The organism is Streptomyces sp. NPDC027672 (genome assembly GCF_055566335.1).
Genome location: NZ_JBVHSO010000004.1, coordinates 158302 through 184325, shown reverse-complemented (window position 1 = coordinate 184325; position 26024 = coordinate 158302). Strand labels below are relative to the sequence as shown.

Sequence of the window (26024 nt, the reverse complement as noted above, 5' to 3'; positions counted from 1 at the left end):
GTCGTGGAGACTCCAGGGTCGCAGTCGTCACTGCACCGGGCCAACCTGGAGCGGGTCGTCCGGGCCGTGCGCCTGGCCGGTTCCCTCACGCAGGCGGAGATCGCGCGGACGACCGGTCTGTCCGCCGCGACCGTCTCCAATATCGTGCGGGAGCTGAAGGACGGGGGAACCGTCGAGGTCACGCCCACCTCGGCGGGCGGGCGGCGGGCCCGCAGCGTCAGCCTCAGCGGTGACGCCGGCATCGTGATCGGGGTGGACTTCGGGCACACGCATCTGCGCGTCGCGGTCGGCAACCTCGCCCATCAGGTGCTGGCCGAGGAGGCCGAGCCGCTGGACGTCGACGCCTCCGCCGACCAGGGCTTCGACCGGGCCGAGCGGCTGGTCAGCCGGCTGATCGCGGCCACGGGCGTGGACCGGGGCAAGGTGGCCGGCGTGGGACTCGGCGTGCCGGGCCCGATCGACGTGGAGTCCGGGACCCTCGGATCCACCGCGATCCTGCCCGGCTGGGGCGGCACCAAGCCCGCCGAGGAACTGCGCGAGCGGCTCGGTGTGCCCGTGCACGTGGACAACGACGCCAACCTCGGCGCCCTGGGCGAGCTGGTCTGGGGCAGCGGCAAGGGCGTGCGCGACCTGGCGTACATCAAGGTCGCCAGCGGTGTCGGCGCCGGTCTGGTGATCGACGGCACGATCTACCGCGGCCCGGGCGGCACGGCCGGGGAGATCGGGCACATCACGCTGGACGAGTCCGGCCCGGTCTGCCGCTGCGGCAACCGCGGCTGCCTGGAGACCTTCGCGGCGGCGCGCTACGTGCTCCCGCTGCTCCAGCCCAGCCACGGCCCCGGTCTGACCATGGAGGGCGTCGTCCGGCTGGCCCGGGACGGCGACCCGGGCTGCCGACGGGTGATCGCCGACGTCGGCCGGCACATCGGCAGCGGGGTGGCCAATCTCTGCAATCTGCTGAACCCGAGCCGGGTGGTCCTCGGCGGCGATCTCGCCGAGGCCGGCGAGCTGGTGCTCGGACCGATCAGGGAGTCCGTCGGCCGTTACGCCATCCCCAGCGCCGCGCGCCAACTGTCCGTACTCCCCGGGGCACTTGGCGGACGCGCGGAGGTGCTGGGCGCGCTCGCCCTGGCCCTGAACGAGATGGGCGATTCCACCCTGCTGGAGGGCGCGATGCCCGCGGCGGCCCCTGCCTTCACTTAGAGAACGGATGGCACCGTTGCCATCTCGTTAAGGATTTACTTCTTGACGTCGCACGTGTGGCCGAGTTGACTTCCAGCCACCTCGGCCGCAACGTCGCGGCCTCGTCAGGGAGGTTTCTCAAGTGAACGCACGTATGCGTCGTGCCGCCGTTGCCGTTGCCGCCGGTGCGATGGCCGTCTCGCTCGCGGCCTGTGGCAGCGCCAAGGAGTCGAAGGGCAACGACGACTCTTCCTCCACGTCGGCCAAGAAGGGCGACGACATCAAGGTCGGTCTGCTCCTGCCGGAGAACAAGACCGCGCGGTACGAGAAGTTCGACCGGCCGATGATCGAGAAGAAGGTCGGCGAGCTGACCAACGGCAAGGCCAAGGTCGAGTACAACAACGCCCGCCAGGACGCGAACCTCCAGGCCCAGCAGGTCGACACCATGATCACCAACAAGGTGGATGTGCTGATCATCGACCCGGTGGACGCCAAGGCCATCCAGAACTCGGTCAAGAAGGCCGTGGACCAGGGCATCAAGGTCGTCGCCTACGACCGGCTGGCCGAGGGACCGATCAGCGCCTACACCTCCTTCGACAACGTCGAGGTCGGCAAGACCCAGGGCCAGGCGCTGCTGAAGGCGCTGGGCGGCAAGGCCACCAAGTCCTCCAAGATCGTCATGATCAACGGCTCGGTGACCGACCCCAACGCCAAGCAGTTCAAGGACGGCGCGCACTCCGTCCTCGACGGCAAGGTCACCGTCGCCAAGGAGTACGACACCAAGGAGTGGGCGCCGGACAACGCCAACTCCGAGATGGAGGCGGCGATCTCCGCCGTCGGCAAGAAGAACATCGTGGGCGTCTACTCCGCCAACGACACCATGGCCGGCGCCATCATCACCGCCCTCAAGGCCGCGGGCCTGGACATCCCGGTCACCGGCCAGGACGCCGAACTCGCCGGTGTGCAGCGCATCGTCACCGGCGACCAGTACATGAGCGTGTACAAGTCGTACCCGCAGGAGGCGGAGACCGCCGCGCAGATGGCCGTCGCGCTGGCCAAGGGCGAGAGCCTGGACTCCATCGCCAAGGACAAGGTCTCCAGCACCAGCGCCAAGGACGTCCCGAGCGTGCTGGTCCCGGTCGTGTCCCTCACCCAGGACAACATCAAGGACACCGTCGTCAAGGACGGCATCTACACCCTCGACGAGATCTGCGCCGGCAAGTACAAGGCCGCCTGCGACAAGCTGGGCCTGAACAAGTAGCGGCACCCCGGGCCGGCCGCCGGCCCGGACGAACGACCGCGCCAGGGCCGCCCGTCACCGGGCCAGGCCCGCGCGGGCCAGCGGTACCCGGCCCCTTCCGGCCGCGGGCGTCCACCCCGTGAACGCCCGCCGCGCCGACGGCCGGCCGCACCCTTACTCCCTCCGGCGCCCCGGCGCATCGGACAGCCCCGCAAGCTCGGCCCGGGGCGCCGGACGGAACCCCCCCAACTCATCGCACAACCTCCCGCCGGGTCAGGCGGCGAAGGAGATGGTTCACGTGTCCGCTACGCCCGTGCTGGCGTTGCGCGGGGTCTCCAAGCGATTCGGTGCCGTCCAGGCGCTCACCGACGTAGAGCTCGAGATCCACGCCGGTGAGGTGGTCGCCCTGGTCGGCGACAACGGCGCCGGAAAGTCCACGCTGGTCAAGACGATCGCCGGCGTCCACCCCATCGACGAGGGCGCCATCGAATGGGACGGCAAGCCCGTCTCGATCAGCAAGCCGCACGACGCCCAGGCGCTGGGCATCGCGACGGTCTACCAGGACCTCGCGCTGTGCGACAACATCGACGTCGTCGGCAACCTCTTCCTCGGCCGTGAGCTGAGGAAGTGGGGCGTCCTGGACGAGGTCGAGATGGAGCGCCGCGCCCGCGAGCTGCTCACCACGCTGTCGATCCGCATCCCGAGCGTCCGCATCCCGATCGCCTCGCTCTCCGGCGGCCAGCGCCAGACCGTGGCCATCGCCCGCTCCATGCTCGGCGAGCCCAAGCTGGTCATCCTGGACGAGCCCACCGCCGCCCTCGGCGTGGAGCAGACCGCCCAGGTGCTCGACCTCGTCGAGCGGCTGCGCGAGCGCGGCCACGCCGTCATCCTCATCAGCCACAACATGGCCGACGTCAAGGCGGTGGCCGACAAGGTCGCCGTCCTGCGCCTCGGCCGCAACAACGGCGTCTTCGAGGTCAAGACGACCTCCCAGGAGGAGATCATCTCCGCCATCACCGGCGCCACCGACAACGCCGTGACCCGCCGTGCCGCGCGCACGTCCAGCGCGAACGGGGAGGCTTCCCAGTGAGCATCGACAAGACCTCAGAGAACCCCGGCAAGACGGCCCCGCAGGACGGGGACGCGGTCGAGAACCCCGAGGCCGCGGCCGCCGCGGTGACCGCCGTCGACCCGCGCCTGCTGGTGCAGGAAGAGGGACTGCTCGGCTACTGGCACGAGTTCAAGCGCAAGATGAAGGCCGGCGAGCTGGGCTCGCTGCCCGTCATCGTGGGCCTGGCGATCATCTGCGTGATCTTCCAGGTGCTGAACTCGAACTTCCTGTCCGCGCAGAACATCAACGACGTGACGATCACGATGGTCGGCACGGGCATGATCTCGGTCGGCATCGTCTTCGTGCTGCTGCTCGGCGAGATCGACCTGTCGGTCGGCTCGGTCAGCGGCGCGGCCAGCGCCCTCATGGCCGTCCTCGCGGTCAACCAGGGCTGGCCCGAGTGGGCGGCCGTCCTGCTCGCCGTGGTCGCCGGTGTCGCCATCGGCGCGCTGCACGGCTTCTTCTTCGCGGTCCTCGGCGCGCCCGCCTTCGCCGTCACGCTGGCCGGCCTGCTGTTCTGGCTCGGCTTCATGCTGAAGGTGCTCGGCGAGGACGGCACGATCAACCTCGACGGCGACGGACTGGTCGCCAAGCTGACCACGTACTACTTCTCCGACGTCGCGGCCGCCTACGGCCTCGCCGTGGTCGTGGTCGCGGTGTTCTTCCTCACCTCCTTCCTCGGCAACCGGCGCCGGGAGGCCGCGGGCATCCCGGCCCGGCCGCTCGGCGACACCGCGCTGCGGACGGCCCTGCTGGCCGTGGTCGCCTTCGCCGCGGCCTACATGTACAACCAGTACAAGGGCCTGCCGCTGGCCACCGTGGTCTTCCTGGTGTTCCTGGTCGGGTCGGACTTCCTGCTGCGGCGCACCACCTACGGGCGCAAGGTCTTCGCGCTCGGCGGCAGCGTCGAGGCCTCCCGGCGCGCCGGCATCAACGTGACCGCGGTGCGGATCTCCGTCTTCGCGGTCTCCGGCGGGTTCGCGGCGATCGGCGGCCTGTTCCTGGCCTCCAAGATCGCCTCGGCGAACCAGAGCGCGGGCACCGGCGACCTGCTGATGAACGCGATCGCCGCGGCCGTGATCGGCGGCACCTCGCTCTTCGGCGGCCGGGGCCGGACCTGGAACGCGCTGCTCGGTGTGCTGGTGATCGTCTCCATCCAGTACGGCCTCCAGCTCCAGTCCATCGCCGAGCCGGTGAAGTACATGATCACCGCGGCGGTGCTGCTGACCACGGTCGTGATCGACTCCATCACGCGCAAGACGCAGAAGACGGCGGGCCGCGCGTAACCCTCCCGCCCCCGCGGGGGCGTGGTATCTCACAGTGCCCGGGGCCCGGCGGCTCCGGGCACTGTCATGCGCCCGCGGACCGGAACATTAGACTCGGGCGAGCCCGGCAACAGCTCGATCAGCTCTACTGCAAGGAGGCACGGGTGCCGCTGCTGACCCGCATCAGGGGACCGCGCGATCTGGACCGGCTCAGCCTGGAGGAGCTGGACCAGCTGGCCGGGGAGATCCGGACCTTCCTCGTCGACGCTGTCTCCAAGACCGGCGGCCACCTCGGCCCGAACCTCGGTGTGGTGGAGCTGACCATCGCCCTGCACCGCGTCTTCGAATCGCCGAAGGACAAAGTGCTGTGGGACACCGGCCACCAGTCCTACGTGCACAAGCTGCTCACCGGCCGGCAGGACTTCTCCCGGCTGAAGATGAAGGGCGGCCTGTCGGGCTACCCGGCGCGCGCCGAGTCCGAGCACGACGTCATCGAGAACAGCCACGCCTCGACCGTGCTCGGCTGGGCCGACGGCATCGCCAAGGCCAACGAGCTGCGCCGGCGGGACAGCCACGTCGTCGCCGTGATCGGCGACGGCGCGCTGACCGGCGGCATGGCCTGGGAGGCGCTGAACAACATCGCCGAGGCCAAGGACCGCCCGCTCGTCATCGTCGTCAACGACAACGAGCGTTCCTACGCCCCGACCATCGGCGGTCTCGCCAACCATCTGGCGACCCTGCGCACCACCGACGGCTACGAACGCTTCCTGGCCCGCACCAAGGACATCCTCGACCGCACCCCGGTCGTCGGCAAGCCGCTGTACGAGACGCTGCACGGCGCCAAGAAGGGCCTGAAGGACTTCATCGCCCCGCAGGGCATGTTCGAGGACCTGGGCCTGAAGTACGTCGGCCCGATCGACGGCCACGACATCGAGGCGCTGGAGTCGGCGCTGACCCGGGCCAAGCGGTTCGGCGGCCCGGTCATCGTGCACTGCCTGACCGAGAAGGGCCGCGGCTACCAGCCCGCCCTCCAGGACGAGGCCGACCGGTTCCACGCCGTCGGCAAGATCCACCCGGACACCGGACTGCCGATCGCCTCCTCCGGCGCCGACTGGACCTCGGTCTTCGGCGAGGAGATGGTCCGGCTCGGCGAGGAGCGCGAGGACATCGTCGCGATCACCGCCGCCATGCTCCAGCCGGTCGGTCTGGACAAGTTCGCCAAGCGCTTCCCCGAACGGGTCTACGACGTCGGGATCGCCGAGCAGCACGGCGCCGTCTCGGCGGCGGGCCTCGCCTACGGCGGCCTGCACCCGGTCTTCGCCGTGTACGCCACCTTCCTCAACCGCGCCTTCGACCAGGTCCTCATGGACGTGGCCCTGCACCGGTGCGGGGTGACCTTCGTACTGGACCGGGCCGGTGTCACCGGCACCGACGGCGCCTCGCACAACGGCATGTGGGACATGTCGATCCTCCAGGTGGTGCCCGGCCTGCGGCTCGCCGCGCCGCGCGACGCCGACCAGGTGCGGGCCCAGTTGCGCGAGGCCGTCGCCGTGGACGACGCGCCGACCGTGGTCCGCTTCTCCAAGGGCGCCGTCGGTCCCGCCGTACCCGCCGTGGGCCGGGTCGGCGGCATGGACGTCCTGCGCGAGCCCGGCACCGCCCGTCCGGACGTGCTGCTGGTCTCCGTCGGCGCGCTCGCCCCGATGTGCCTGGAGATCGCCGGGCTGCTGGAGAAGCAGGGCATCTCCACCACCGTGGTCGACCCGCGCTGGGTCAAGCCCGTCGACGAGGCCCTCGCCCCGTTGGCCGAGCGGCACCGGGTCGTCGTCACGGTCGAGGACAACGGCCGCGTCGGCGGTGTCGGCTCCGCGATCGCCCAGGCCCTCAGGGACGCGGGCGTGGACGTGCCGCTGCGCGACTTCGGCATCCCGCCGCGCTTCCTCGACCACGCCTCCCGCGCCGAGGTGCTCACCGAGATCGGGCTGACCGCGCCCGACATCGCCCGCCAGGTCACCGGGCTGGTCGCCCGGCTCGACGGCAGCGCCGACGCGGTGGACCCGGTGGAGTCCGCCCGCGACTGACCCGCGCGCCCCACGGGCCGGTCCCGCCGCCTTCCCGGGTGGCGGAACCGGCCCGTGTGCGTGAACCTGCCTGTGCCGGGCCATACCGCTCCCGGTCCTCTCGATCACGTCGAGGACGACAAGCGTGGGAGGTGGGCACGTGGGCAACGCGCTCTTCCGGACGAAGAACGTCGAGCAGTCCATCCAGGACACCGAGGAACCCGAGCACGCGCTCCGGAAGTCCCTGACGGCCCTGGACCTGACCGTCTTCGGCGTCGGCGTCATCATCGGCACCGGCATCTTCGTCCTCACCGGCACGGCGGCGAAGAACACCGCCGGTCCCGCCGTCTCCCTGTCCTTCGTCGTGGCCGGCGTGGTCTGCGCGCTGGCGGCCCTGTGCTACGCCGAGTTCGCCTCCACGGTCCCCGTGGCCGGCTCCGCGTACACCTTCTCCTACGCCTCGCTGGGCGAACTCCCCGCCTGGATCATCGGCTGGGACCTCGTCCTGGAACTGGCGCTGGGCACGGCGGTGGTCGCCGTCGGCTGGTCCGGCTACATCCACTCGCTGCTGGACAACGCCGGCTGGCAGCTTCCCCAGGCGCTCGCCGGCCGGGACGGTGCCAGCGGCTTCGGCTTCGACATCCTCGCCGCGGCCCTCGTGCTGGTGCTCACCGCCATCCTCGTCGTCGGCATGAAGCTCTCCGCGCGGGTCACCTCGGTGGTCGTCGCCGTCAAGGTGGCCGTGGTGCTCGTCGTCATCATCGCGGGTGCCTTCTTCGTCCGCGGCGCCAACTACCACCCGTTCATCCCGAAGGCGCAGTCCGCCGCGGCCGGCGGGAACCTCAAGGCGCCGCTGATCCAGCTCATGTTCGGCTGGGCGCCCTCGCACTTCGGCGTCATGGGCGTCTTCACCGCGGCCTCCGTGGTGTTCTTCGCCTTCATCGGCTTCGACGTCGTCGCCACCGCCGCCGAGGAGACCCGCAACCCGCAGCGCGACGTCCCGCGCGGCATCCTCGGCTCCCTCATCATCTGCACCGCCCTGTACGTGGCGGTGTCGATCGTCGTGACCGGCATGCAGAAGTACAGCGCGCTGTCCGTGAACGCACCGCTCGCCGACGCCTTCAAGTCCACCGGGCACCCGTGGTACGCGGGCCTGATCAGCTTCGGCGCCGCGATCGGCCTGACCACCGTGTGCATGATCCTGCTGCTCGGCCAGTCCCGGGTCTTCTTCGCCATGAGCCGCGACGGGCTGCTGCCCCGGTTCTTCTCCCACACCCACCCGCGGTTCCGCACCCCCTACCGGTCGACCATCCTGCTCGGCCTGGTCATCGCGGTCGTGGCGGGCTTCACCAGCCTCAGCGAACTGGCCGAGCTGGTCAACATCGGCACCCTCTTCGCCTTCATCGTCGTCGCGATCAGCGTGATCATCCTGCGCCGCAGCCGCCCCGACCTGCCCCGCGCCTTCCGCACCCCGCTGGTGCCGCTGGTCCCCATCCTGTCGGTGCTCGCCTCGCTGTGGCTGATGCTGAACCTGCCCGCGGAGACCTGGCTGCGGTTCGCGATCTGGATGGTGATCGGTTTCGTCGTGTACTTCTTCTACGGCCGCACACACAGCCGTCTCGCCGAGCGCGAGCGGGCCGCGGCCGGCGAGAACCCGCGACCGCCCGCCGGAACGGCCCGGTAACCCGCGCCCGCATCCTGCGCGCCCGACACTCCCCGCCCCGTATGTCCCTTCCCGGGAAGCGGCGCGGGGCCGGATAGCGTGCTGACCATGCTCGCCGTCCCGCTCGCCCCCGCCCGGACCGCGGTCACCCGTACGGCGTACTGGACGCGGCTCGTGCCCCTCCTGGCGGTCCTGGCCTGCGTCACCCGGCTGCCCTCCTTCGTCCGGCCGCTGTGGAACCCGGACGAGGGCTACCTCGCCGTACAGGCCGGGCTCCTGGCCCACGGCGGACAGCTCTACGACACGGTGGTGGACCGCAAGCCGCCGCTGCTGCCCTGGCTGTACCAGGCCGCGTTCGCGCTGTGCGGCTCCGGCTCGCTGACCCCGCTGCGCGTCCTCGCCGTCCTCGCCCAGCTCCTCACCGCCGTCCTGCTGGCCTCGCTGGCCCGCCGCCGCTGGGGCGACCGGGCCGGACGCACCGCCGGGGTGCTGTACCTGCTGGTGTCGGTCGGGCTCAACCCGGAGGACGCGCAGGCCGCCACCTTCGAGGTGTTCATGCTGCCCTGGACGGCCGCCGCCGTGTGGTGCGCGGACCGCGGGCGCTGGGGCGCGGCCGGAGCCGCCGTCGCCGCCGCGTTCCTCACCAAGCAGACCGGCGGCGCGGTGCTGCCGCCCGTGCTCTGGCTGCTGCACCAGCGCGGCGGCACCCGCGCGGGCCTGCCCCGGCTCGCGGCCGGGCTGGCCGCGCCCGTGCTCGGCGCGGCCCTGCTGACGGACCCGGCCGGCTTCCTGTTCTGGACGGTCACCGGCTCCGCCGCCTACGCCTCCGTCACCGGCTCCGGACTCCACGCCGCGGGCCGCGCCCTGGCCAACACCGCGATCCTCGCGGCGGCCTCGGCGGGACTGCTCGCGCCCCTCGCACGGGCCCTGCGCGACGACGCCCGCGCCGTGGCGGCCGGGCTGTGGCCGTGGCTGTGGCTGGCCTCCTCGGCCGTCGCCGTGGTCCTCGGCTGCCACTTCTTCGGCCACTACTACCTCCAGCTCATCCCGCCGCTCGCCCTGCTGGCCACCGCCGCGCTGCACGTCCTGCCGGACGAGCGGCGCCGGGCCGCCGTCCTCACCTCCGGCTGCGCCTGCGCCTTCTTCATCGGCTGGGGCCTCCTCGCCCCGCGGCCCGAACTCGCCCACGCCGAGCGGCTGGCGGCGGCCCTCGCACACCGCACGGCACCCGGCGACCGGGTCCTCGTGTGGGGCATACACCCGGAGACGTACTGGCTGGCCGGCCGCACCCCCGCCACCCGCTACCTGACCGCGGGCCTGCTCACCAACTACAGCGGCGGCCGGGACGGCCCCCGGGTCGGCGAGAAGTACGCCGTCGCCGGCGCCTGGCCCGTCTTCCGCCGGGAGATGACCGCGCACGCCCCCGCCCTGGTCGTCGACGACTCCCGGGGCCTGCCGTACGCGCCCGGCCGCCTGCCCACCCTGCGCCGCCTGCTCGCGGCGGGCTACACGGAGGCGGGCCGGGTGGACGGCGCGGTGCTGTACGCCCGGCTGCCGCGGCCGTAGCGGGCCTGGTTCAGCCGAGGACGGTGCGGGGGCCGGCGACGTCCGCGCCCAGCTCCGTCACCCGGCGCCGCAGCTCCCGGTCGGCGGTCACCACCAGGCGGGGCCGGCCGGCGCTCTCGGCGGCCAGCTCCACGATCCGGTCGTCGCCGCTGCCCGGCGCCGGCTCCACCCGCACGCCCGGCACCGACGCCACGCCCCGGGCCGCGCCCTCCACCACGAGCACGATCTCCACCGGCCCCGGACGCCCGGGCAGGCCGTCGCTCGCCAGCCGGTCCCGCAGCCGCTCGGCCGCGCCCCTGCGGTCCCGCCACCAGCCGTCGGGCCGCGACCCGACGACGTTCGCGCCGTCCACGATGACGAGCGGCGCGGCGGGGGAGGGCACAGCGGGCCGGGGAGAGGTCATGGGCCAAGGGTCCCACGGCCGGGGCCCGGGCCCCGGGGAGGATGCCGGGCGGCTTAAAGTGAACCGGTGAACGGCGACTGGCTCCTCCGCGGCCGCGACGGCCGGCTCAGTGTCTACCAGCTCTCGGGCGAAGCCGTCCTGTGCCGGGCGGAGCGCGGCCCGGGCGGCCCCTTCGCCGCCGCCCGCCGGGTGGGCGGCGAGCAGCGGCTGCACCCCGTCCTGGCGGTCGGCCAGGGCGCCGACGGCTATGCCCACCTGGTCTCCTGGCGGCCTACCGTCAAGGGCGAAGCCGGGCTGGTGCACTCCACGCACTTCCGCGCGCACCTCGCGGCCCTGGACTGGCACCCGATCGGCCACCCCAACAAGAGCGGCGAACGCACCGGGACGCCCGCGGTCGCCGTCGACGCGCAGGGCCGCGCCCATGTGTTCGTCCGCAACAGGGGCGGCGGCGTGAGCATGGCCGGGCAGAAGGAGAAGGGCGGCTGGGGCCCCTGGCGGGACCTGAAGGGCCGTGAGGTCCAGGACGGACTGGCCGCCGTCACCGCCGAGTCCGGCACGGTGGAGCTGTACGCGGCGGTGCCCCAGGGCCTGCTGTACTGGCGCCAGGAGGCACCGGGCGCCGTGCCCGTGCTCCAGGACACCCTGGAGACCGCGGTGCGCCCCGGCACCCTGCACGCCCTGGCCACCTCCCCGGACAGCACGACCGTCTTCTACACCGGCACCGACGACGGCCTGTGCGCCTGGCGGCCGGGCGGCAAGCCGGTCACGCTGCTGCCCGCGGCGGGCCCCGGCCCGGTCGCGGCGGTCCGCTGCGACCTGGACGGCTACGACTGCACGCTGCTCGCCCAGCGGACGGCGAGCCGCCGGGTCGCCTTCGCCGCCTACCCGACCGAGCAGGAGTCGGCGGGCGCCTGGTGGACCGAGTCCGGCCCCGAACTCCCGCTGGACGCCCTGGTGTCGCTGACGAAGGACGAGACGGACCGCGTGGTGGCGGCGACGCTGTCCCCGTCGACCGGGCACCTGCTGGTCACCCGGCGCAAGGACGAACCAGGACTGGCCCTGGAGGCGTGGCGGCCGGTGTGAGGAACGCGAAGGGCCCCCGCCGCGGCGGGGGCCCCACACCTCACACGGTCACCGGTGTCACACCGGGATGCTCGCCACGCCCGGGGCGAGGAACTTCTTGCCGTTCACGCGCTCCGAGACGCCCTCGCGGTCCAGGTACGGCGTGATGCCGCCCAGGTGGAAGGGCCAGCCGGCGCCCGTGATCAGGCACAGGTCGATGTCCTGGGCCTCGGCGACGACGCCCTCGTCGAGCATGAGCCCGATCTCCTGCGCCACCGCGTCCAGGACCCGGGCGCGGACCTGCTCCTGGGTCAGCACGCTGTCGCCCTGCTTCAGCAGCGCGGCGACCTCCGGGTCCAGCTCCGGCTTGCCGCTGTCGTAGACGTAGAAGCCGCGCTTGCCCGCCTCCACGACCGCCTTGAGGTTCGGGGAGACCGTGAAGCGGTCCGGGAACGCGCCGTGCAGCGTCTCGGAGACGTGCAGGCCGATCGCCGGGCCGACCAGCTCCAGCAGCACCAGCGGGGACATCGGCAGACCGAGCGGCTCGACGGCCTTCTCGGCGACCTCGACCGGGGTGCCCTCGTCGATGACGTTCTGGATCTCGCCCATGAAGCGGGTCAGGATGCGGTTCACGACGAACGCCGGGGCGTCCTTGACCAGCACCGCGGTCTTCTTCAGCTTCTTGGCGACGGCGAACGCGGTCGCGAGCGAGGCGTCGTCCGTCTGCTCGCCGCGCACGATCTCCAGCAGCGGCAGCACCGCGACCGGGTTGAAGAAGTGGAAGCCGACGACCCGCTCGGGGTGCTTCAGCTTCGAGGCCATCTCCGACACGGACAGCGAGGAGGTGTTGGTGGCGAGGATCGCGTGCGCCGGGGCGACCGCCTCGACCTCCGCGAACACCTGCTGCTTGACACCGATCTCCTCGAACACGGCCTCGATGACGAAGTCCGCGTCGGAGAAGCCCTCCGCCTTGTCCAGGACACCGGTCACCAGCGCCTTGAGGCGGTTGGCCTTGTCCTGGTTGATCCGGCCCTTGCCGAGCAGCTTGTCGATCTCGGCGTGGACGTAGCCCACACCCTTGTCGACGCGCTCCTGGTCGATGTCGGTCAGCACGACCGGCACCTCCAGGCGCCGCAGGAAGAGCAGGGCGAGCTGCGAGGCCATCAGGCCCGCGCCGACCACGCCCACCTTGGTGACGGGACGCGCCAGGCTCTTGTCCGGGGCGCCGGCGGGCCGCTTGCCGCGCTTCTGGACGAGGTTGAAGGCGTAGATGCCGGCGCGCAGCTCGCCGCCCATGATCAGGTCGGCGAGGGCCTGGTCCTCGGCGTCGAAGCCCTGCTGGTGGTCCTCGTTCTTCGCGGCGGCGATGATGTCCAGGGCGCGGTAGGCGGCCGGGGCCGCGCCGTGCACCTTGCCGTCGGCGAGGAACCGGCCGCGCTCGACGGCCTGGTCCCAGGCAGCGCCGCGGTCGATCACCGGGCGCTCGACCGTGATGTCGCCGTTGAGGACCCGGGCCGTCCACAGCAGCGACTGCTCCAGGAAGTCGGCGCCCTCGAAGATGGCGTCGGCGATGCCCAGGTCGAAGACCTGCTGGCCCTTGAGCTGCTTGTTCTGGTTCAGCGAGTTCTCGATGATGACCGAGACGGCCTTGTCGGCGCCGATCAGGTTCGGCAGCAGGGTGCAGCCGCCCCAGCCGGGCACCAGGCCGAGGAAGACCTCGGGCAGCGAGAACGCCGGGATCGCCTTGGAGACGGTCCGGTAGGAGCAGTGCAGGCCGACCTCGACGCCGCCGCCCATGGCCGCGCCGTTGTAGTACGCGAAGGTCGGCACGGCCAGCTTCGACAGGCGCTTGAAGACCTCGTGGCCGCCCTTGCCGATGGCGAGCGCGTGCTCGTGCTCCTTCAGCAGCTCGACGCCCTTGAGGTCGGCGCCGACCGCGAAGATGAACGGCTTGCCGGTGATGCCGACACCGACGATCCCGCCCTCGGCCGCCTCCTTCTCGACCTGGTCGACGGCGGCGTCCAGGTTCGCCAGCGAGGCCGGGCCGAAGGTGGTCGGCTTGGTGTGGTCCAGGCCGTTGTCCAGCGTGATCAGCGCGAAGCGGCCGGCGCCGAACGGCAGGTCGAAGTGGCGTACGTGCGCGGAGGTGACGACCTCGTCGGGGAACAGGTCCGAGGCCTGCTGCAGAAGCTGGGCGGTGGTGCTCACTTGTCCCCCTCGAAGTGCGGGTTCTCCCAGATGACCGTCGCGCCCATGCCGAAGCCGACGCACATGGTGGTCAGACCGTAGCGGACGTGCGGCTGGTCCTCGAACTGGCGGGCCAGCTGCGTCATCAGACGGACGCCGGAGGAGGCCAGCGGGTGGCCGAAGGCGATGGCGCCGCCGTACTGGTTGACGCGCTCGTCGTCGTCCGCGATGCCGTAGTGGTCGAGGAAGGCCAGCACCTGCACGGCGAAGGCCTCGTTGATCTCGAACAGGCCGATGTCGGAGATGGACAGGCCCGCCTTGGCGAGGGCCTTCTCCGTGGCCGGGATCGGGCCGTAGCCCATGACCTCCGGCTCGACGCCCGCGAAGGCGTACGACACCAGGCGCATCTTGACCGGCAGGCCGTTCTCGCGGGCGAACTCCTCGCTCGCGATGATCGACGCGGTGGCGCCGTCGTTCAGACCGGCCGCGTTGCCGGCGGTGACCCGGCCGTGCACGCGGAACGGCGTCTTCAGGCCCGCCAGGTTCTCCAGCGTGGTGCCCGGGCGCATCGGCTCGTCGGCGGTGACCAGACCCCAGCCGGTCTCGCCGCCCTCCGGGCTCGTCCGGCGCACCGAGATCGGCACCAGGTCCGCCTGGATCTTGCCGTCGGCGTACGCCTTGGCGGCCTTCTCCTGGGAGCGCACCGCGTACTCGTCCGCGCGCAGCTTGGTGATGTGCGGGTAGCGGTCGTGCAGGTTCTCCGCGGTCATGCCCATGAACAGGGCGGACTCGTCGACCAGCTTCTCGGAGACGAAGCGCGGGTTCGGGTCCACGCCCTCGCCCATCGGGTGGCGGCCCATGTGCTCCACGCCACCGGCGATCACGGCGTCGTAGGCACCGAACGCGATCGAACCGGCGGTGGTCGTCACGGCGGTCAGCGCGCCGGCGCACATGCGGTCGATGGAGTAGCCCGGCACGGACTGCGGCAGGCCGGCGAGGATGCCGGCCGTACGGCCGAGGGTCAGGCCCTGGTCGCCGATCTGCGTGGTCGCGGCGATGGCGACCTCGTCGATCTGCTTCGGGTCCAGCCCGGGGTTGCGGCGCAGCAGCTCCCGGATCGCCTTCACGACCAGGTCGTCGGCGCGGGTCTCGTGGTAGATGCCCTTCGGGCCCGCCTTGCCGAACGGGGTGCGGACGCCGTCGACGAAGACGACATCCCTGACGGTACGAGGCACGATGGCTCTCCTCCAGGGTGCGGGACGCTGAGCGCTTGCTTAAGCCCATGCTACTTGCCGGTAATGTAGCTGCCCAGTCCCCTCGCTTCCAGCGGCGAACATCACACCGCCGGACCGGGGTTCACCATCGTGTCCGCCTGCCGCCGCCGGGCTCGACCTGTACATGTCATAGTTCCGGCCGCAGCCGGATCTTGGCGTGATATCGCCGTTCCTCCTGCTGCTGCGCGACCCCGGCGGGCCCCCGCCGGAAAGCCGTCCCGGCGGGCCCGGACCCGCCCGCGCCCGTGCCGCCTAGGCCCCGGTGCCCTTGACCGCCAGCGCGTCCACCAGCACCGGCGTCACCAGCTCCACCTGCCACGGCCGCGCGCCGTACCCCGTCAGCGCGGCCTCCACCGATCCGGGGTCCACCACGGCCGGCGGCTCCCAGCAGATCCGCCGCACGGTGTCCGGGGAGATCACGTTCTCCTGCGGCATGGCGAGCCGCTCGGCCAGGGCGGAGACGCCCGCCCGCGCGGCGGACAGCCGGGCCGCGGCGGCCGGATCCTTGTCGGCCCAGGCCCGCGGCGGCGGCGGTCCGGTCACCTGCTGTCCCGGCTGCGGCAGCGCGGTCTCCGGCACGGTCTTGGCCCGGTCCACCGCGGCCTGCCACTGTTCCAGCTGCCGCCGTCCCATCCGGTGCCCGAACCCGTTCAGCGCGGCCAGGGCGTGCACGTTGCCCGGCAGGGCGAGCGCGGCTTCCACGATGGCCGCGTCGCTCAGCACCTTGCCCGGCGAGACGTCCCGGCGCCGGGCGATCCGGTCCCGGGTCTCCCACAGCTCGCGCACGACGGCGAGCTGCCGGCGGCGGCGCACCTTGTGCATCCCGGAGGTGCGGCGCCAGGGGTCCTTGCGCGGCTCGGGCGGCGGCGCGGTCGCGATCGCGTCGAACTCCTGGAGCGCCCACTCCAGCTTGCCCTGCCGGTCCAGCTCCTTCTCCAGGGCGTCGCGCAGGTCGACCAGCAGCTCCACGTCGAGCGCGGCGTACCGCAGCCAGGGCTCGGGCAGCGGCCGGGTGGACCAGTCGACGGCGGAGTGGCCCTTCTCCAGGACGTAGCCAAGGACGCCCTCGACCATCGCGCCGAGGCCGACCCGGGGGAAGCCGGCCAGCCGGCCGGCCAGCTCGGTGTCGAACAGGCGGGTCGGCGTCATGCCTATCTCGCGCAGGCAGGGCAGGTCCTGGGTGGCCGCGTGCAGCACCCACTCGACGCCGGACAGGGCCGCGCCGAGCCCGGACAGGTCGGGGCAGGCGACGGGGTCGATCAGCGCGGTGCCGGCGCCCTCGCGGCGCAGCTGCACCAGATAGGCGCGCTGGCCGTAGCGGTAGCCGGAGGCGCGCTCGGCGTCCACGGCGACCGGGCCGGTGCCGGCGGCGAAGGCGGCGGTCACCCGGGCGAGGGCCGCCTCGTCGGTTATCACGGGCGGAATGCCCTCGCGGGGTTCGAGCAAGGGAGTCGGCGCCCCCGGCACAGAAGATCCGGCGTCGTCCGGAGGTGTGCCTCCGGGGGTGCGCAGGGAGCTGTCTGCTGCGGTGTCTTGGGCGTCGGTCACCTGTCAAGGGTATCCGTGCGCGCACGGCGCCCGTCGACGGAACGTTCCGCCGACGGGCGCGGGAGGGGCGTAAACCAGTCAGTGCCGGGCCTGGTCCGCTTCACCCGGGTGAACGCGGATTGCGCCGAAGGGGGCAGCGGGCGGGCTCGGTGGGCGAACGCGGTACGGGGTGCTCGGTGGGCTCGGCGGGCTGAATGGACTCGGTGGGCTCGGTGAACTCGATGGGCTCGACGGGTGGGCTCGGTGCGGGGGCGGCGGATCGGGTCGGCGGGTGGTCACGGCAGGGGGAGTGGTGGGCGGGGTCAGTGGATGATTCCGGTGCGCAGGGCCACGGCCACCATGCCGGCGCGGTCGCCCGTGCCCAGCTTGCGGGCGATGCGGGCCAGGTGGCTCTTCACGGTGAGGGCGGACAGGCCCATGGACACGCCGATCGCCTTGTTCGACTGGCCCTCCGCGACCAGTCGCAGCACCTCGACCTCGCGTCCGGACAGCTCCCGGTAGCCGCCCGGGTGGCTCGGGGCACCCGGGGGGCGGCGGTGCATACGGGCGGCGGCGCCGAGGGGAGCGGCGCCGGGCCTGGGGGGCAGGCCGATGTTGGTGCGGGTGCCGGTGACGACGTAGCCCTTGACGCCGCCGGCCAGCGCGTTGCGCACCGCGCCGATGTCGTCGGCGGCGGAGAGGGCCAGTCCGTTGGGCCAGCCCGCGGCCCGGGTCTCGGACAGCAGGGTGAGGCCGGAGCCGTCGGGGAGGTGGACGTCGGCGACGCAGATGTCGCGCGGGTTGCCGATGCGGGGACGAGCCTCCGCGATGGACGAGGCTTCGATGACATCGCGCACGCCGAGCGCCCACAGGTGGCGGGTGACGGTGGAGCGGACGCGCGGATCGGCCACGACCACCATGGCGGTCGGCTTGTTCGGGCGGTAGGCGACCAGGCTTGCGGGTTGCTCAAGGAGAACGGACACCAGGCCTCCTGGGTGGGGGACGGGGCCGGCTTGGGGGATGAAGCCGGGACGAACCGTGCTTTCAAGGTCACAGTCGTCTTCGGCAGCAAACTCGTCCGCCTTTAGAGAGTGATCACGATCTAGTGAGTAACAATCTGTGCAATTCGGACACGCGATCGATCATCCGAAGATCGAATCGGTTCGAGCTGGTGCGATTCGAGTACAGAAAGTGGCCGTATCGACAAAGAGATGGTCAATACGGCGTTTCGTGTGACCGTTTCAGCGGGACTGCGGCCCCCGGCGCTGCGGCAGGGTCACCACCGACGCGTCCCCGGGACCCGCCGGCGGCAGGCCCGCGACCTGCGCCAGCAGATCGCACCAGGACACCAGGTGCGCGGCGGTGTCCGGCACGCCGCCCAGGCCCTCGCGCGGCGTCCACGAGGCGCGGATCTCGATCTGCGAGGCGGCCGGCCGCTCCGCCAGCCCGCCGAAGTAGTGCGAGCCCGCGCGCGTGATCGTGCCGCTCGCCTCGCCGAAGGCCAGCCCGCGCGCCTGGAGCGCCCCGGTCAGCCACGACCAGCACACCTCCGGCAGCAGCGGATCGGCCGCCATCTCCGGCTCCAGCTCCGCCCGCACCAGCGTTACCAGCCGGAACGTGCCCCGCCACGCCTCGTGCCCGGCCGGGTCGTGCAGCAGCACCAGCCGGCCGTCGGCCAGCTCCTGCTCCCCGTCGACCACCACCGCCTCCAACGCGTGCGCGTACGGCGCCAGCCGCTGCGGGGCGCGCACCGGCTCCACCTCGACCTGCGGCCGCAGCCGTGCCGTCCGCAGCGCGTCGACCGCGGCCCGGAAGGCCGGCGGCAGCGAACTGCCCGCCCGCCCCTGAGCGGTGTCCTCCGCGTCGTCCATTCCGTCAGCGCCGTCCGACAGTCGTCCCTGAGCCGCAGCCATGCGGGGAAGAGTAAGGGGAAGCGGGCCTGAGTGCGGGGCAAGACACCCCGCGCCGCCGGTCACCGGTGTCATGCGAGACTTGCCCCGTGACCGCCAACGACACCTCCACGGGCCAGCCGCCCGCCGCCACGTACGACAGCGCGTTCCTCAAGGCGTGCAGGCGCGAACCCGTGCCGCACACCCCCGTGTGGTTCATGCGCCAGGCCGGCCGCTCCCTGCCCGAGTACCGCAAGGTGCGCGAGGGCGTCGCCATGCTGGAGTCCTGCACCCGGCCCGAACTGGTCACCGAGATCACGCTCCAGCCCGTGCGGCGGCACGGCGTGGACGCGGCGATCTACTACAGCGACATCGTCGTCCCGCTGAAGGCCATCGGCATCGACCTCGACATCAAGCCCGGGGTCGGCCCGGTCGTCGAGCAGCCGGTGCGCACCCGCGCCGACCTGGCCCGGCTGCGCGACCTCACCCCCGAGGACGTGCCGTACGTCACCGAGGCCGTCGGCCTGCTCACCCGTGAGCTGGGCGGCACCCCGCTGATCGGCTTCGCGGGCGCGCCGTTCACCCTCGCGAGCTATCTGGTCGAGGGCGGCCCGTCCCGCACGTACGAGAACGCCAAGGCGATGATGTACGGCGACCCCGCACTCTGGGCCGACCTGCTCGACCGCCTCGCCGACATCACGGCCGCCTTCCTGAAGGTGCAGATCGAGGCCGGCGCGAGCGCCGTGCAGCTCTTCGACTCCTGGGCCGGCGCCCTGGCCCCGGCCGACTACCGCACCTCGGTGATGTCCGCCTCCGCGAAGGTCTTCGACGCGGTCGCCGGCTACGGCGTCCCGCGCATCCACTTCGGCGTCGGCACCGGTGAGCTGCTGGGCCTCATGGGCGAGGCCGGCGCGGACGTCGTCGGCGTCGACTGGCGCGTCCCGCTGGACGAGGCGCAGCGCCGCGTCGGCCCCGGCAAGGCACTCCAGGGCAACCTGGACCCGACCGTCCTGTTCACCGACAAGGACACCGTCGCCGCCAAGACCCGCGAGGTGCTGGACGCCGCCGCCGGCCTGGAGGGACACGTCTTCAACCTCGGCCACGGCGTCCCGCCGAACACCGACCCGGACGCCCTGACCCGGCTCGCGGAGTACGTCCACACCGCCACCGCGCGCTGACTCACCAGGTGGGGCGGGGCCGCGCGCGCCTGCCGAACAGCAGGCCGGGCGGCTCCGGCGGGGGCGGCGTGCCGGGCTTGAGCGGCCAGGCCAGCAGCATGCCCGCGAGGAAACCGGCCACGTGCGCCGCGTACGCCACCGTGCCCGCGCCGGACACCCCGTGCCCGGAGGAGTACACCGCCTGGAGCGCGAACCAGAAGCCCAGCACCAGCCAGGCGGGCAGCCGCAGCGGCAGGAAGACCAGGAACGGCACCAGCACCCACACCCTGGCCCGCGGATACAGCACCAGATAGGCGCCGAGCACCCCGGCGATCGCCCCGGACGCGCCGATCAGCGGGTCCGGGGAGGCCGGGTCGAGCAGCGCGAAGCCGTATCCGGCCGCGTAGCCGCACACGACGTAGAAGAGGAAGAAGCGGATGTGGCCCATCCGGTCCTCGACGTTGTTGCCGAAGATCAGCAGGAAGAGCATGTTGCCCAGCAGGTGCGGCCAGCCGCCGTGCAGGAACATCGCGGTGAACACCGACAGCGCCGGCGACTTGTCGTAGCCGGGCGGCGCCACGACACAGCCCGGGCCGTGCGGGCCCACGCCGGTCTGTCCGGTCGGCACGAGCCGGGGCAGCTGATCGTGGATCAGCTCCCGGGGCACCGCCGCGTAGTGGTCCATGAACGCCCGCAGCCGGCAGAGCTGTGCCAGGTCGCCGCCGCCGGTCACGGAAGCCGCTATGCCGGGCATGCCGAGGAACACCAGCACGTTGGCGGCGATGAGCGCGTACGTCACCCAGGGCGTGCGGCGCACCGGGTTCACATCATGGACGGGGATCACCACACAGGAGGTGTGCCCCCGATCGGACGGGCGAACCGGCGCCCACCGCCGGGCGGGCGTGGCCCGGACCACAGCCGGCCCGGCACGCGGCGGACCGCTACCCGGCGTCCCGCACCTTCGCCGTGGCCTTCCGTGCGGCCACCAGCACCGGGTCCCACACCGGTGAGAACGGCGGGGCGTACCCCAGGTCCAGGGACGTCATCTGCTCCACCGTCAGCCGCGCGGTCAGCGCCACCGCCGCGATGTCGACCCGCTTCGCCGCCCCTTCCCTGCCGACGATCTGCACCCCGAGCAGCCGGCCCGTACGGGTCTCGGCGAGCATCTTCACCGTCATCGGCGCGGCACCGGGGTAGTAGCCGGCGCGGCTGGTCGACTCCACGGTGACCGTCTCGAACCGCAGGCCCACCCGGCGGGCGTCCTTCTCCCGCAGGCCGGTGCGGGCGATCTCCAGGTCGCACACCTTGCTCACGGCGGTGCCGACGACACCGGGGAAGGTGGCGTACCCGCCGCCGGCGTTGGTGCCGATGACCTGGCCGTGCTTGTTGGCGTGGGTGCCCAGCGGGACGTACTGCTCCTGCCCGGAGACCAGGTTCAGCACCTCCACGCAGTCGCCGCCCGCCCAGATGTTCTCCTGCCCGCGCACCCGCATCGCGAGGTCGGTGAGCAGACCGCCGTGCGCGCCGAGCGGCAGCCCGGCCGCCCGCGCGAGGGCGGTCTCCGGGCGGACGCCGATGCCCAGGATCACCACGTCCGCCGGGTAGGCGGCGTCCTGCGTGGCCACCGCGCGGACCCGGCCGTCCTCGCCGGTGAGCACCCGGGTCACCTCGGCGTCGTTCACCATGGTGATCCCCAGGCCCTCCATCGCCCGGTGCACCAGCCGGCCCATGTCCGGGTCGAGCGTCGACATCGGCTCCTTGCCGCGGTTGACGACGGTCACCTCGAAACCCCGGTTGATCAGCGCCTCGGCCATCTCGACGCCGATGTAGCCGGCCCCGACGACCACGGCCCGGCGGCCCCGCGTGCGCCGCAGCGTGTCCAGCAGGGCCTGCCCGTCGTCGAGGGTCTGCACACCGTGCACGCCGGGAGCGTCCACACCGGGCAGCTCCGGGCGGGCCGGGCGGGCACCCGTGGCGATCACCAGCTTGTCGTACGGCGTCCAGGACTCGGCGCCGGAATCGACGTCGCGCGCGCGTACCCGCTGCCCGGCCACGTCGATCTCCGTGACCTCCGTGCGCATCCGCAGGTCGATGTCCCGCGCGCGGTGCTCCTCGGGCGTACGGGCGATCAGCCGGTCCCGCTCCGGGACCTCGCCGCCCACCCAGTACGGGATGCCGCACGCCGAGAACGAGGCGAAGTGACCGCGCTCGAAGGCCACGATCTCCAGCTCGTCCGGACCCCTCAGCCGCCGCGCCTGTGACGCCGCGGACATCCCCGCGGCGTCACCGCCGATCACGACCAGTCGCTCTCCGCCGCCGCCCCGCGCACCGCTCATGCTCATGGGCACACGCTACGGGCAGCGCCCCGCCCGCTCCCGGCCGCCCCTGTCGTCCCCGTCGCCCCCGGCCGGGTCCCCGAGGGCGGTCCCGCGGGGTCTGAGAGAGTGGGGACATGAGCACAACGGGTGAGGATCTGGGGCATGTCGTCGTCATCGGGGCCGGCATCGCCGGGCTGGCCGCCGCGCACCGGCTGCTCGGGCGCGGAGCGCGGGTGACCGTCCTGGAGGCCGCCGGCCGGGTCGGCGGCAAGCTGCTGCCCGGCGAGATCGCCGGCGTACGGGTCGACCTGGGCGCGGAGTCGATGCTGGCCCGCCGCCCCGAGGCGGTCGCCCTCGCGCGCGAGGCCGGGCTCGGCGCGGCGCTCCAGCCGCCCGCCACCGCGACCGCCTCGATCTGGACCCGGGGCGCCCTGCGGCCCATGCCCAAGGGCCATGTGATGGGCGTGCCCGGCACCGCCGCCGCGCTCCGCGGCGTCCTCTCCGACGAGGGCGTGGCCCGCATCGAGCGCGACGCCGGCCTGCCCCGCACCGAGATCGGCGACGACGTGGCCGTCGGCGAGTACGTGGCGGCCCGGCTCGGCCGCGAGGTCGTCGACCGGCTGGTCGAACCCCTGCTCGGCGGGGTGTACGCGGGCGACGCGTACCGCATCTCGATGCGCTCGGCCGTCCCGCAGCTCTTCCAGGCCGCCCGCGCCCACGCCTCCCTCACCGAGGGCGTCCGCGAGATCCAGGCCCAGACCGCGGCACAGCAGCGGACCGGGCCGGTGTTCATGGGCATCGCCGGCGGGGTCGGCCGGCTGCCGCTCGCGGTCGCCGAGTCGGTGCGCGCCCGGGGCGGCGAGATCCTCACCGGCACGCCCGCCCGGGAACTGCGCCGGGAGCCGGCCGGCTGGCGGATCACCGCGGGGGAGCGGGTGCTGCGCGCCGACGCGGTGATCGTCGCCGTACCCGCGCCGGCCGCCGCCGCGCTGCTGCGCGCCGAGGCCCCGGGCGCCGCCGCCGAGCTGGCCGCCGTCGAGTACGCCTCCATGGCCCTGGTCACCCTCGCCTACCGGCGCGCCGACGTGCGCCTGCCCGAGGGCAGCGGCTTCCTCGTCCCGCCCGTCGACGGCCGCACCATCAAGGCGTCCACCTTCGCCTCCCACAAGTGGGGCTGGATCGCCGAGGAGGACCCGGACCTGCTGGTGCTGCGCACCTCCGTGGGCCGCTACGGCGAGACGGAGATCCTCGGCCGGGACGACGCCGGCCTGGTGGAGGTCTCCCGGCACGACCTGCGGGAGGCCACCGGCCTGGACGCCGCGCCGGTCCGCACCCGGGTCACCCGCTGGACCGACGGCCTGCCGCAGTACCCGGTCGGACACCACGCGCGCGTGGCCCGCGTCCGCGAGCGGATCGCCGGGCTGCCGGGGCTCGCGGTGTGCGGCGCGCAGTACGACGGCGTCGGCATCCCGGCGTGCGTCGCGAGCGCGTACGCGGCCGTCGACCAGCTCGGCGGCGACGCGCGCGGGGTGCGGGAGCTGACGGCCAACCCGGTGCAGAGCCTGCACGGCGGCGCGGGAGAATAGGGGCCATGAGTGACGACGCCCCCACCACCGAGTCCGGCAGGATCCCGAACAAGGGCAAGCTGGCCAAGGACCTCAACGAGGTCATCCGCTACACCCTCTGGTCGGTCTTCAAGCTGAAGGACGTGCTGCCGGAGGACCGCGCGGGATACGCCGACGAGGTCCAGGAGCTGTTCGACCAGCTCGCCGCCAAGGACGTGACCGTCCGCGGCACCTACGACATCTCGGGCCTGCGCGCCGACGCCGACCTCATGATCTGGTGGCACGCCGAGACCAGCGACCAGCTCCAGGAGGCGTACAACCTCTTCCGCCGCACGAGGCTGGGCCGCGCCCTGGAGCCGGTCTGGTCGAACATGGCGCTGCACCGCCCGGCCGAGTTCAACCGCTCGCACATCCCGGCGTTCCTCGCCGACGAGACGCCCCGCGACTATGTGAGCGTCTACCCGTTCGTGCGCTCCTACGAGTGGTACCTGCTGCCCGACGAGGACCGCCGCCGCATGCTCGCCGACCACGGCAAGATGGCCCGCGGCTACCCGGACGTGCGCGCCAACACGGTCGCCTCGTTCTCCCTCGGCGACTACGAGTGGGTCCTCGCCTTCGAGGCCGACGAGCTGCACCGCATCGTCGACCTCATGCGCCACCTGCGCGCCTCCGAGGCCCGCAGGCACGTCCGCGAGGAGGTCCCGTTCTTCACGGGCCGCCGCAAGAACATCGCGGACCTGGTGGCGACCCTCGCCTGAGCCGGCCCGAAGCGGCGCGGGGAACGGCGCGGGAAGCCACGGCGCGCCCCGAGCCTCCCGGGCGCGGTCAAACGCCGCCCCCGTGGGCGGCCCGGCGCCCGCCGGCCTCGGCCGCCAGGCCGCCCCGCTGAGCGGTTGCGCCGGCCGGACCGCCGGAGGCGACCGGTTCCGGGCGCGGCGCGCAGAACGCGTGCCGCGCCGGCAGCCGGCCCTCCAGCAGGTACGCGTGCAGGTGTCCGTTGACGCAGCCGTTGGGCCCGCCGGCGGTGCCGTGCGTCCCCGCGTCCCGCTCCGTCACCAGCACCGAGCCGGCCAGCCGCCGCCTCAGCTCCAGCGCGCCCCGGTACGGCGCCGCCGCGTCCCGCTCGGCCGCCAGGATCAGCACCGGCGGCAGCTCGCCCGGCCCGGTCCGCACGTCCAGCGGCCGCTGCCGGGGCGCCGGCCAGTAGGCGCACGGCAGGTTCATCCACGCGTTGTCCCAGGTCTCGAAGGGCGCCACCCGGGCGAGCCGGGTGTTGTCGCGGTCCCACACCCGCCAGTCCGTGGGCCAGGGCGCGTCGTTGCACTCGACGGCCGTGTACACCGCGCCGGCGTTCTCCGCCTCGGTGGCCGTCGCCGGGTCCGGCGTGCCCAGCCGGACCAGCGGCCCCGGGTCGCCGCGCAGATACGCCGACAGGGCCGCGGCCCGGCTCGGCCAGAAGTCGTCGTAGTACCCGGCCGACAGGAACACGTTCTGCAACTGGCCGGGGCCCACCTTCCCGCCCGCCGCCCGCCCGGCCAGCCGCTCGCGCGCGGTGTCGTAGGAGCGCTGCACCGCGGCGGGCGTGGTGCCGAGCCGGTACACGTCGTCGTGCCGGGCGGCCCAGTCCCGGAAGTCCGCCCAGCGCTCCTCGAACGCCGCCGACTGCTCCAGGTTGCCGCGGTACCAGATCTCCCGCGGGTCCGGGTCCACCGGCGCGTCCAGCACCATGCGCCGCACGTGCGAGGGGAACATCGCCGCGTACAGCGCGCCGAAGTAGGTGCCGTACGACGCGCCCAGGTAGGTCAGCCGGTCCTCGCCCAGCGCGGCCCGCAGGACGTCCAGGTCCCGGGCGTTGGCGAGCGAGGTGTAGAACCGCAGCCGGTCCCCGGAGCGCGTGGCGCAGCCGCGCGCGTACGCCTTCGCCTGGGCGATGCGCTGCCGCTTGTACGACTCCGAGGGGTGCTCCGGTGACGCGGTGGGCGCCTTGAAGAACCGCGCGGGGTCCTCGCAGGACAGCGGCGCCGAGCGGCCCACCCCGCGCGGGGCGTAGCCGACGAGGTCGTAGGCGGCGGCGATCCGCTGCCACTTCGGGACGGCGCCGATCAGCGGGAAGTACATGCCGGTGGCGCCGGGTCCGCCCGGGTTGAAGACCAGGGCGCCCTGCCGGGGCACCTTGCGCTTGCTGTTGTGCGGGTCCTTCTGGCTGGCCCGGACGCGGCTGACGGTCAGCCTGATCTGCCGGCCGTCCGGGTGGGCGTAGTCCAGCGGGACGCTCACCGTGCCGCACCGCACCCCGGCCGGGGTGCCGGGCACGTCGGCCGGGGCGCACGGGCCGAAGTCGATGCCGGCCGCGCGGGCGCGGGCCACGGCCACCGCGGTGCCGCGCAGCTCGGCCGAGCCCGCGGCCGGGGCGCCCGGGGCGCCGGACGCGCCGCCCGCCGGGGCCGCGATCAGGGAGGTCAGCAGCAAGGACCCGGCGGCCGAGCAGCGGGCGGCAGCTTTCATCGCGTATCCCTTCGGTGCGCGGCGGCGATGGCACGGCTGCCACGGCCCGG

General features: G+C 73.1%; 20 protein-coding genes. 11 read left to right on the top strand and 9 right to left on the bottom strand.

All coding sequences use genetic code 11. The annotated features are described in order from the left end of the window. The first annotated feature begins 3 nt into the window (after window positions 1-3). The 7 genes from ACZ4SV_RS12060 to ACZ4SV_RS12030 all read left to right on the top strand — a co-directional run bounded on the left by ACZ4SV_RS12060 (window position 4) and on the right by ACZ4SV_RS12030 (window position 10087). A complete protein-coding gene (locus tag ACZ4SV_RS12060; RefSeq protein ID WP_365871082.1) occupies window positions 4-1203 on the top strand; it encodes an ROK family transcriptional regulator in 1200 nt (399 codons plus the stop codon). A 133-nt stretch (window positions 1204-1336) separates the two neighbouring features. After that, complete coding sequence (locus ACZ4SV_RS12055) at window positions 1337-2443, top strand: substrate-binding domain-containing protein (protein ID WP_468004137.1); 1107 nt, start codon at window positions 1337-1339, stop codon at window positions 2441-2443. A 268-nt stretch (window positions 2444-2711) separates the two neighbouring features. Further along, complete coding sequence (locus ACZ4SV_RS12050) at window positions 2712-3512, top strand: ATP-binding cassette domain-containing protein (protein WP_365871084.1); 801 nt, start codon at window positions 2712-2714, stop codon at window positions 3510-3512. Further along, entirely contained in the window at window positions 3509-4819 is a 1311-nt protein-coding gene (locus ACZ4SV_RS12045) for a sugar ABC transporter permease (RefSeq protein WP_468003625.1), read from the top strand. The genes ACZ4SV_RS12050 and ACZ4SV_RS12045 overlap by 4 nt, the downstream gene beginning before the upstream one ends. 143 nt (window positions 4820-4962) lie before the next feature. Next, a complete protein-coding gene (dxs, locus tag ACZ4SV_RS12040; RefSeq protein WP_468003623.1) occupies window positions 4963-6879 on the top strand; it encodes a 1-deoxy-D-xylulose-5-phosphate synthase in 1917 nt (638 codons plus the stop codon). 139 nt (window positions 6880-7018) lie between these two features. Continuing rightward, window positions 7019-8542 (top strand): amino acid permease, encoded by a 1524-nt coding sequence (locus ACZ4SV_RS12035; RefSeq protein ID WP_397948054.1) that lies wholly within the window; start codon window positions 7019-7021, stop codon window positions 8540-8542. A gap of 87 nt (window positions 8543-8629) precedes the next feature. After that, a complete protein-coding gene (locus ACZ4SV_RS12030; protein ID WP_468003620.1) occupies window positions 8630-10087 on the top strand; it encodes an ArnT family glycosyltransferase in 1458 nt (485 codons plus the stop codon). Between the two features lie 10 nt (window positions 10088-10097). Here the strand turns inward: ACZ4SV_RS12030 and ACZ4SV_RS12025 are convergent, their stop codons facing one another. Next, window positions 10098-10490 carry a PIN domain-containing protein gene (locus ACZ4SV_RS12025; RefSeq protein WP_468003618.1) on the bottom strand — a complete coding sequence of 131 codons (393 nt, stop codon included), beginning with the start codon at window positions 10488-10490 and terminating at the stop codon, window positions 10098-10100. Between the two features lie 66 nt (window positions 10491-10556). Here ACZ4SV_RS12025 and ACZ4SV_RS12020 point away from each other — a divergent pair, with 66 nt between their 5' ends. Then, entirely contained in the window at window positions 10557-11573 is a 1017-nt protein-coding gene (locus ACZ4SV_RS12020; RefSeq protein WP_468003616.1) for a PLL family lectin, read from the top strand. A 57-nt stretch (window positions 11574-11630) separates the two neighbouring features. On the opposite strand, the gene ACZ4SV_RS12015 is transcribed toward ACZ4SV_RS12020, so the two are convergent. From ACZ4SV_RS12015 to ACZ4SV_RS11995, 5 genes are all read right to left on the bottom strand, one after another. Next, window positions 11631-13760, bottom strand: a complete 2130-nt coding sequence (locus tag ACZ4SV_RS12015; RefSeq protein ID WP_468003614.1) for a 3-hydroxyacyl-CoA dehydrogenase NAD-binding domain-containing protein — start codon at window positions 13758-13760, stop codon at window positions 11631-11633. After that, entirely contained in the window at window positions 13757-14974 is a 1218-nt protein-coding gene (locus ACZ4SV_RS12010; RefSeq protein WP_468003612.1) for a thiolase family protein, read from the bottom strand. The genes ACZ4SV_RS12015 and ACZ4SV_RS12010 overlap by 4 nt, the downstream gene beginning before the upstream one ends. Window positions 14975-15265: 291 nt before the next feature. Then, window positions 15266-16561, bottom strand: coding sequence for a ribonuclease D (locus tag ACZ4SV_RS12005; RefSeq protein WP_468003610.1), 1296 nt, complete (start codon window positions 16559-16561; stop codon window positions 15266-15268). Window positions 16562-16863: 302 nt separating this feature from the next. After that, window positions 16864-17523, bottom strand: coding sequence for a response regulator transcription factor (locus tag ACZ4SV_RS12000; RefSeq protein ID WP_365871104.1), 660 nt, complete (start codon window positions 17521-17523; stop codon window positions 16864-16866). Between the two features lie 258 nt (window positions 17524-17781). Further along, the gene (locus tag ACZ4SV_RS11995; protein ID WP_365871106.1) at window positions 17782-18453 is read right to left on the bottom strand and encodes a DUF3000 domain-containing protein; all 672 of its coding nucleotides are present in this window, start codon (window positions 18451-18453) and stop codon (window positions 17782-17784) included. 86 nt (window positions 18454-18539) lie between these two features. On the opposite strand from ACZ4SV_RS11995, the gene hemE reads away from it, so the two are divergent. Next, the gene (hemE, locus tag ACZ4SV_RS11990) at window positions 18540-19607 is read left to right on the top strand and encodes a uroporphyrinogen decarboxylase (protein ID WP_468003608.1); all 1068 of its coding nucleotides are present in this window, start codon (window positions 18540-18542) and stop codon (window positions 19605-19607) included. Between the two features lies 1 nt (window position 19608). Here hemE and ACZ4SV_RS11985 read toward each other — a convergent pair whose 3' ends face one another. Further along, window positions 19609-20433: a rhomboid family intramembrane serine protease gene (locus ACZ4SV_RS11985; RefSeq protein WP_397943148.1), complete on the bottom strand. Its 825-nt coding sequence runs from the start codon at window positions 20431-20433 to the stop codon at window positions 19609-19611. A 94-nt stretch (window positions 20434-20527) separates the two neighbouring features. After that, on the bottom strand, window positions 20528-21928 hold the full coding sequence (locus ACZ4SV_RS11980; RefSeq protein WP_468003605.1) for an FAD-dependent oxidoreductase: 1401 nt from the start codon (window positions 21926-21928) through the stop codon (window positions 20528-20530). Between the two features lie 110 nt (window positions 21929-22038). Here ACZ4SV_RS11980 and hemG point away from each other — a divergent pair, with 110 nt between their 5' ends. Next, complete coding sequence (hemG, locus tag ACZ4SV_RS11975) at window positions 22039-23490, top strand: protoporphyrinogen oxidase (protein ID WP_468003603.1); 1452 nt, start codon at window positions 22039-22041, stop codon at window positions 23488-23490. Window positions 23491-23495: 5 nt separating this feature from the next. Continuing rightward, on the top strand, window positions 23496-24227 hold the full coding sequence (gene hemQ, locus ACZ4SV_RS11970) for a hydrogen peroxide-dependent heme synthase (protein ID WP_365871116.1): 732 nt from the start codon (window positions 23496-23498) through the stop codon (window positions 24225-24227). Between the two features lie 67 nt (window positions 24228-24294). On the opposite strand, the gene ACZ4SV_RS11965 is transcribed toward hemQ, so the two are convergent. Further along, on the bottom strand, window positions 24295-25974 hold the full coding sequence (locus ACZ4SV_RS11965) for an alpha/beta hydrolase (protein ID WP_468003601.1): 1680 nt from the start codon (window positions 25972-25974) through the stop codon (window positions 24295-24297). Window positions 25975-26024 lie beyond the last annotated feature (50 nt).

What these genes read in the sequence shown, in the direction of transcription:
- ACZ4SV_RS11965 (WP_468003601.1), bottom strand. Translation starts at nt 25,974, where the DNA reads ATGAAAGCTGCCGCCCGCTGCTCGGCCGCCGGGTCCTTGCTGCTGACC.
- hemQ (WP_365871116.1), top strand. Translation starts at nt 23,496, where the DNA reads ATGAGTGACGACGCCCCCACCACCGAGTCCGGCAGGATCCCGAACAAG.
- hemG (WP_468003603.1), top strand. Translation starts at nt 22,039, where the DNA reads ATGAGCACAACGGGTGAGGATCTGGGGCATGTCGTCGTCATCGGGGCC.
- ACZ4SV_RS11980 (WP_468003605.1), bottom strand. Translation starts at nt 21,928, where the DNA reads ATGAGCATGAGCGGTGCGCGGGGCGGCGGCGGAGAGCGACTGGTCGTG.
- ACZ4SV_RS12050 (WP_365871084.1), top strand. Translation starts at nt 2,712, where the DNA reads ATGGTTCACGTGTCCGCTACGCCCGTGCTGGCGTTGCGCGGGGTCTCC.
- ACZ4SV_RS12055 (WP_468004137.1), top strand. Translation starts at nt 1,337, where the DNA reads ATGCGTCGTGCCGCCGTTGCCGTTGCCGCCGGTGCGATGGCCGTCTCG.
- ACZ4SV_RS12025 (WP_468003618.1), bottom strand. Translation starts at nt 10,490, where the DNA reads ATGACCTCTCCCCGGCCCGCTGTGCCCTCCCCCGCCGCGCCGCTCGTC.
- ACZ4SV_RS12030 (WP_468003620.1), top strand. Translation starts at nt 8,630, where the DNA reads ATGCTCGCCGTCCCGCTCGCCCCCGCCCGGACCGCGGTCACCCGTACG.
- ACZ4SV_RS11995 (WP_365871106.1), bottom strand. Translation starts at nt 18,453, where the DNA reads ATGGCTGCGGCTCAGGGACGACTGTCGGACGGCGCTGACGGAATGGAC.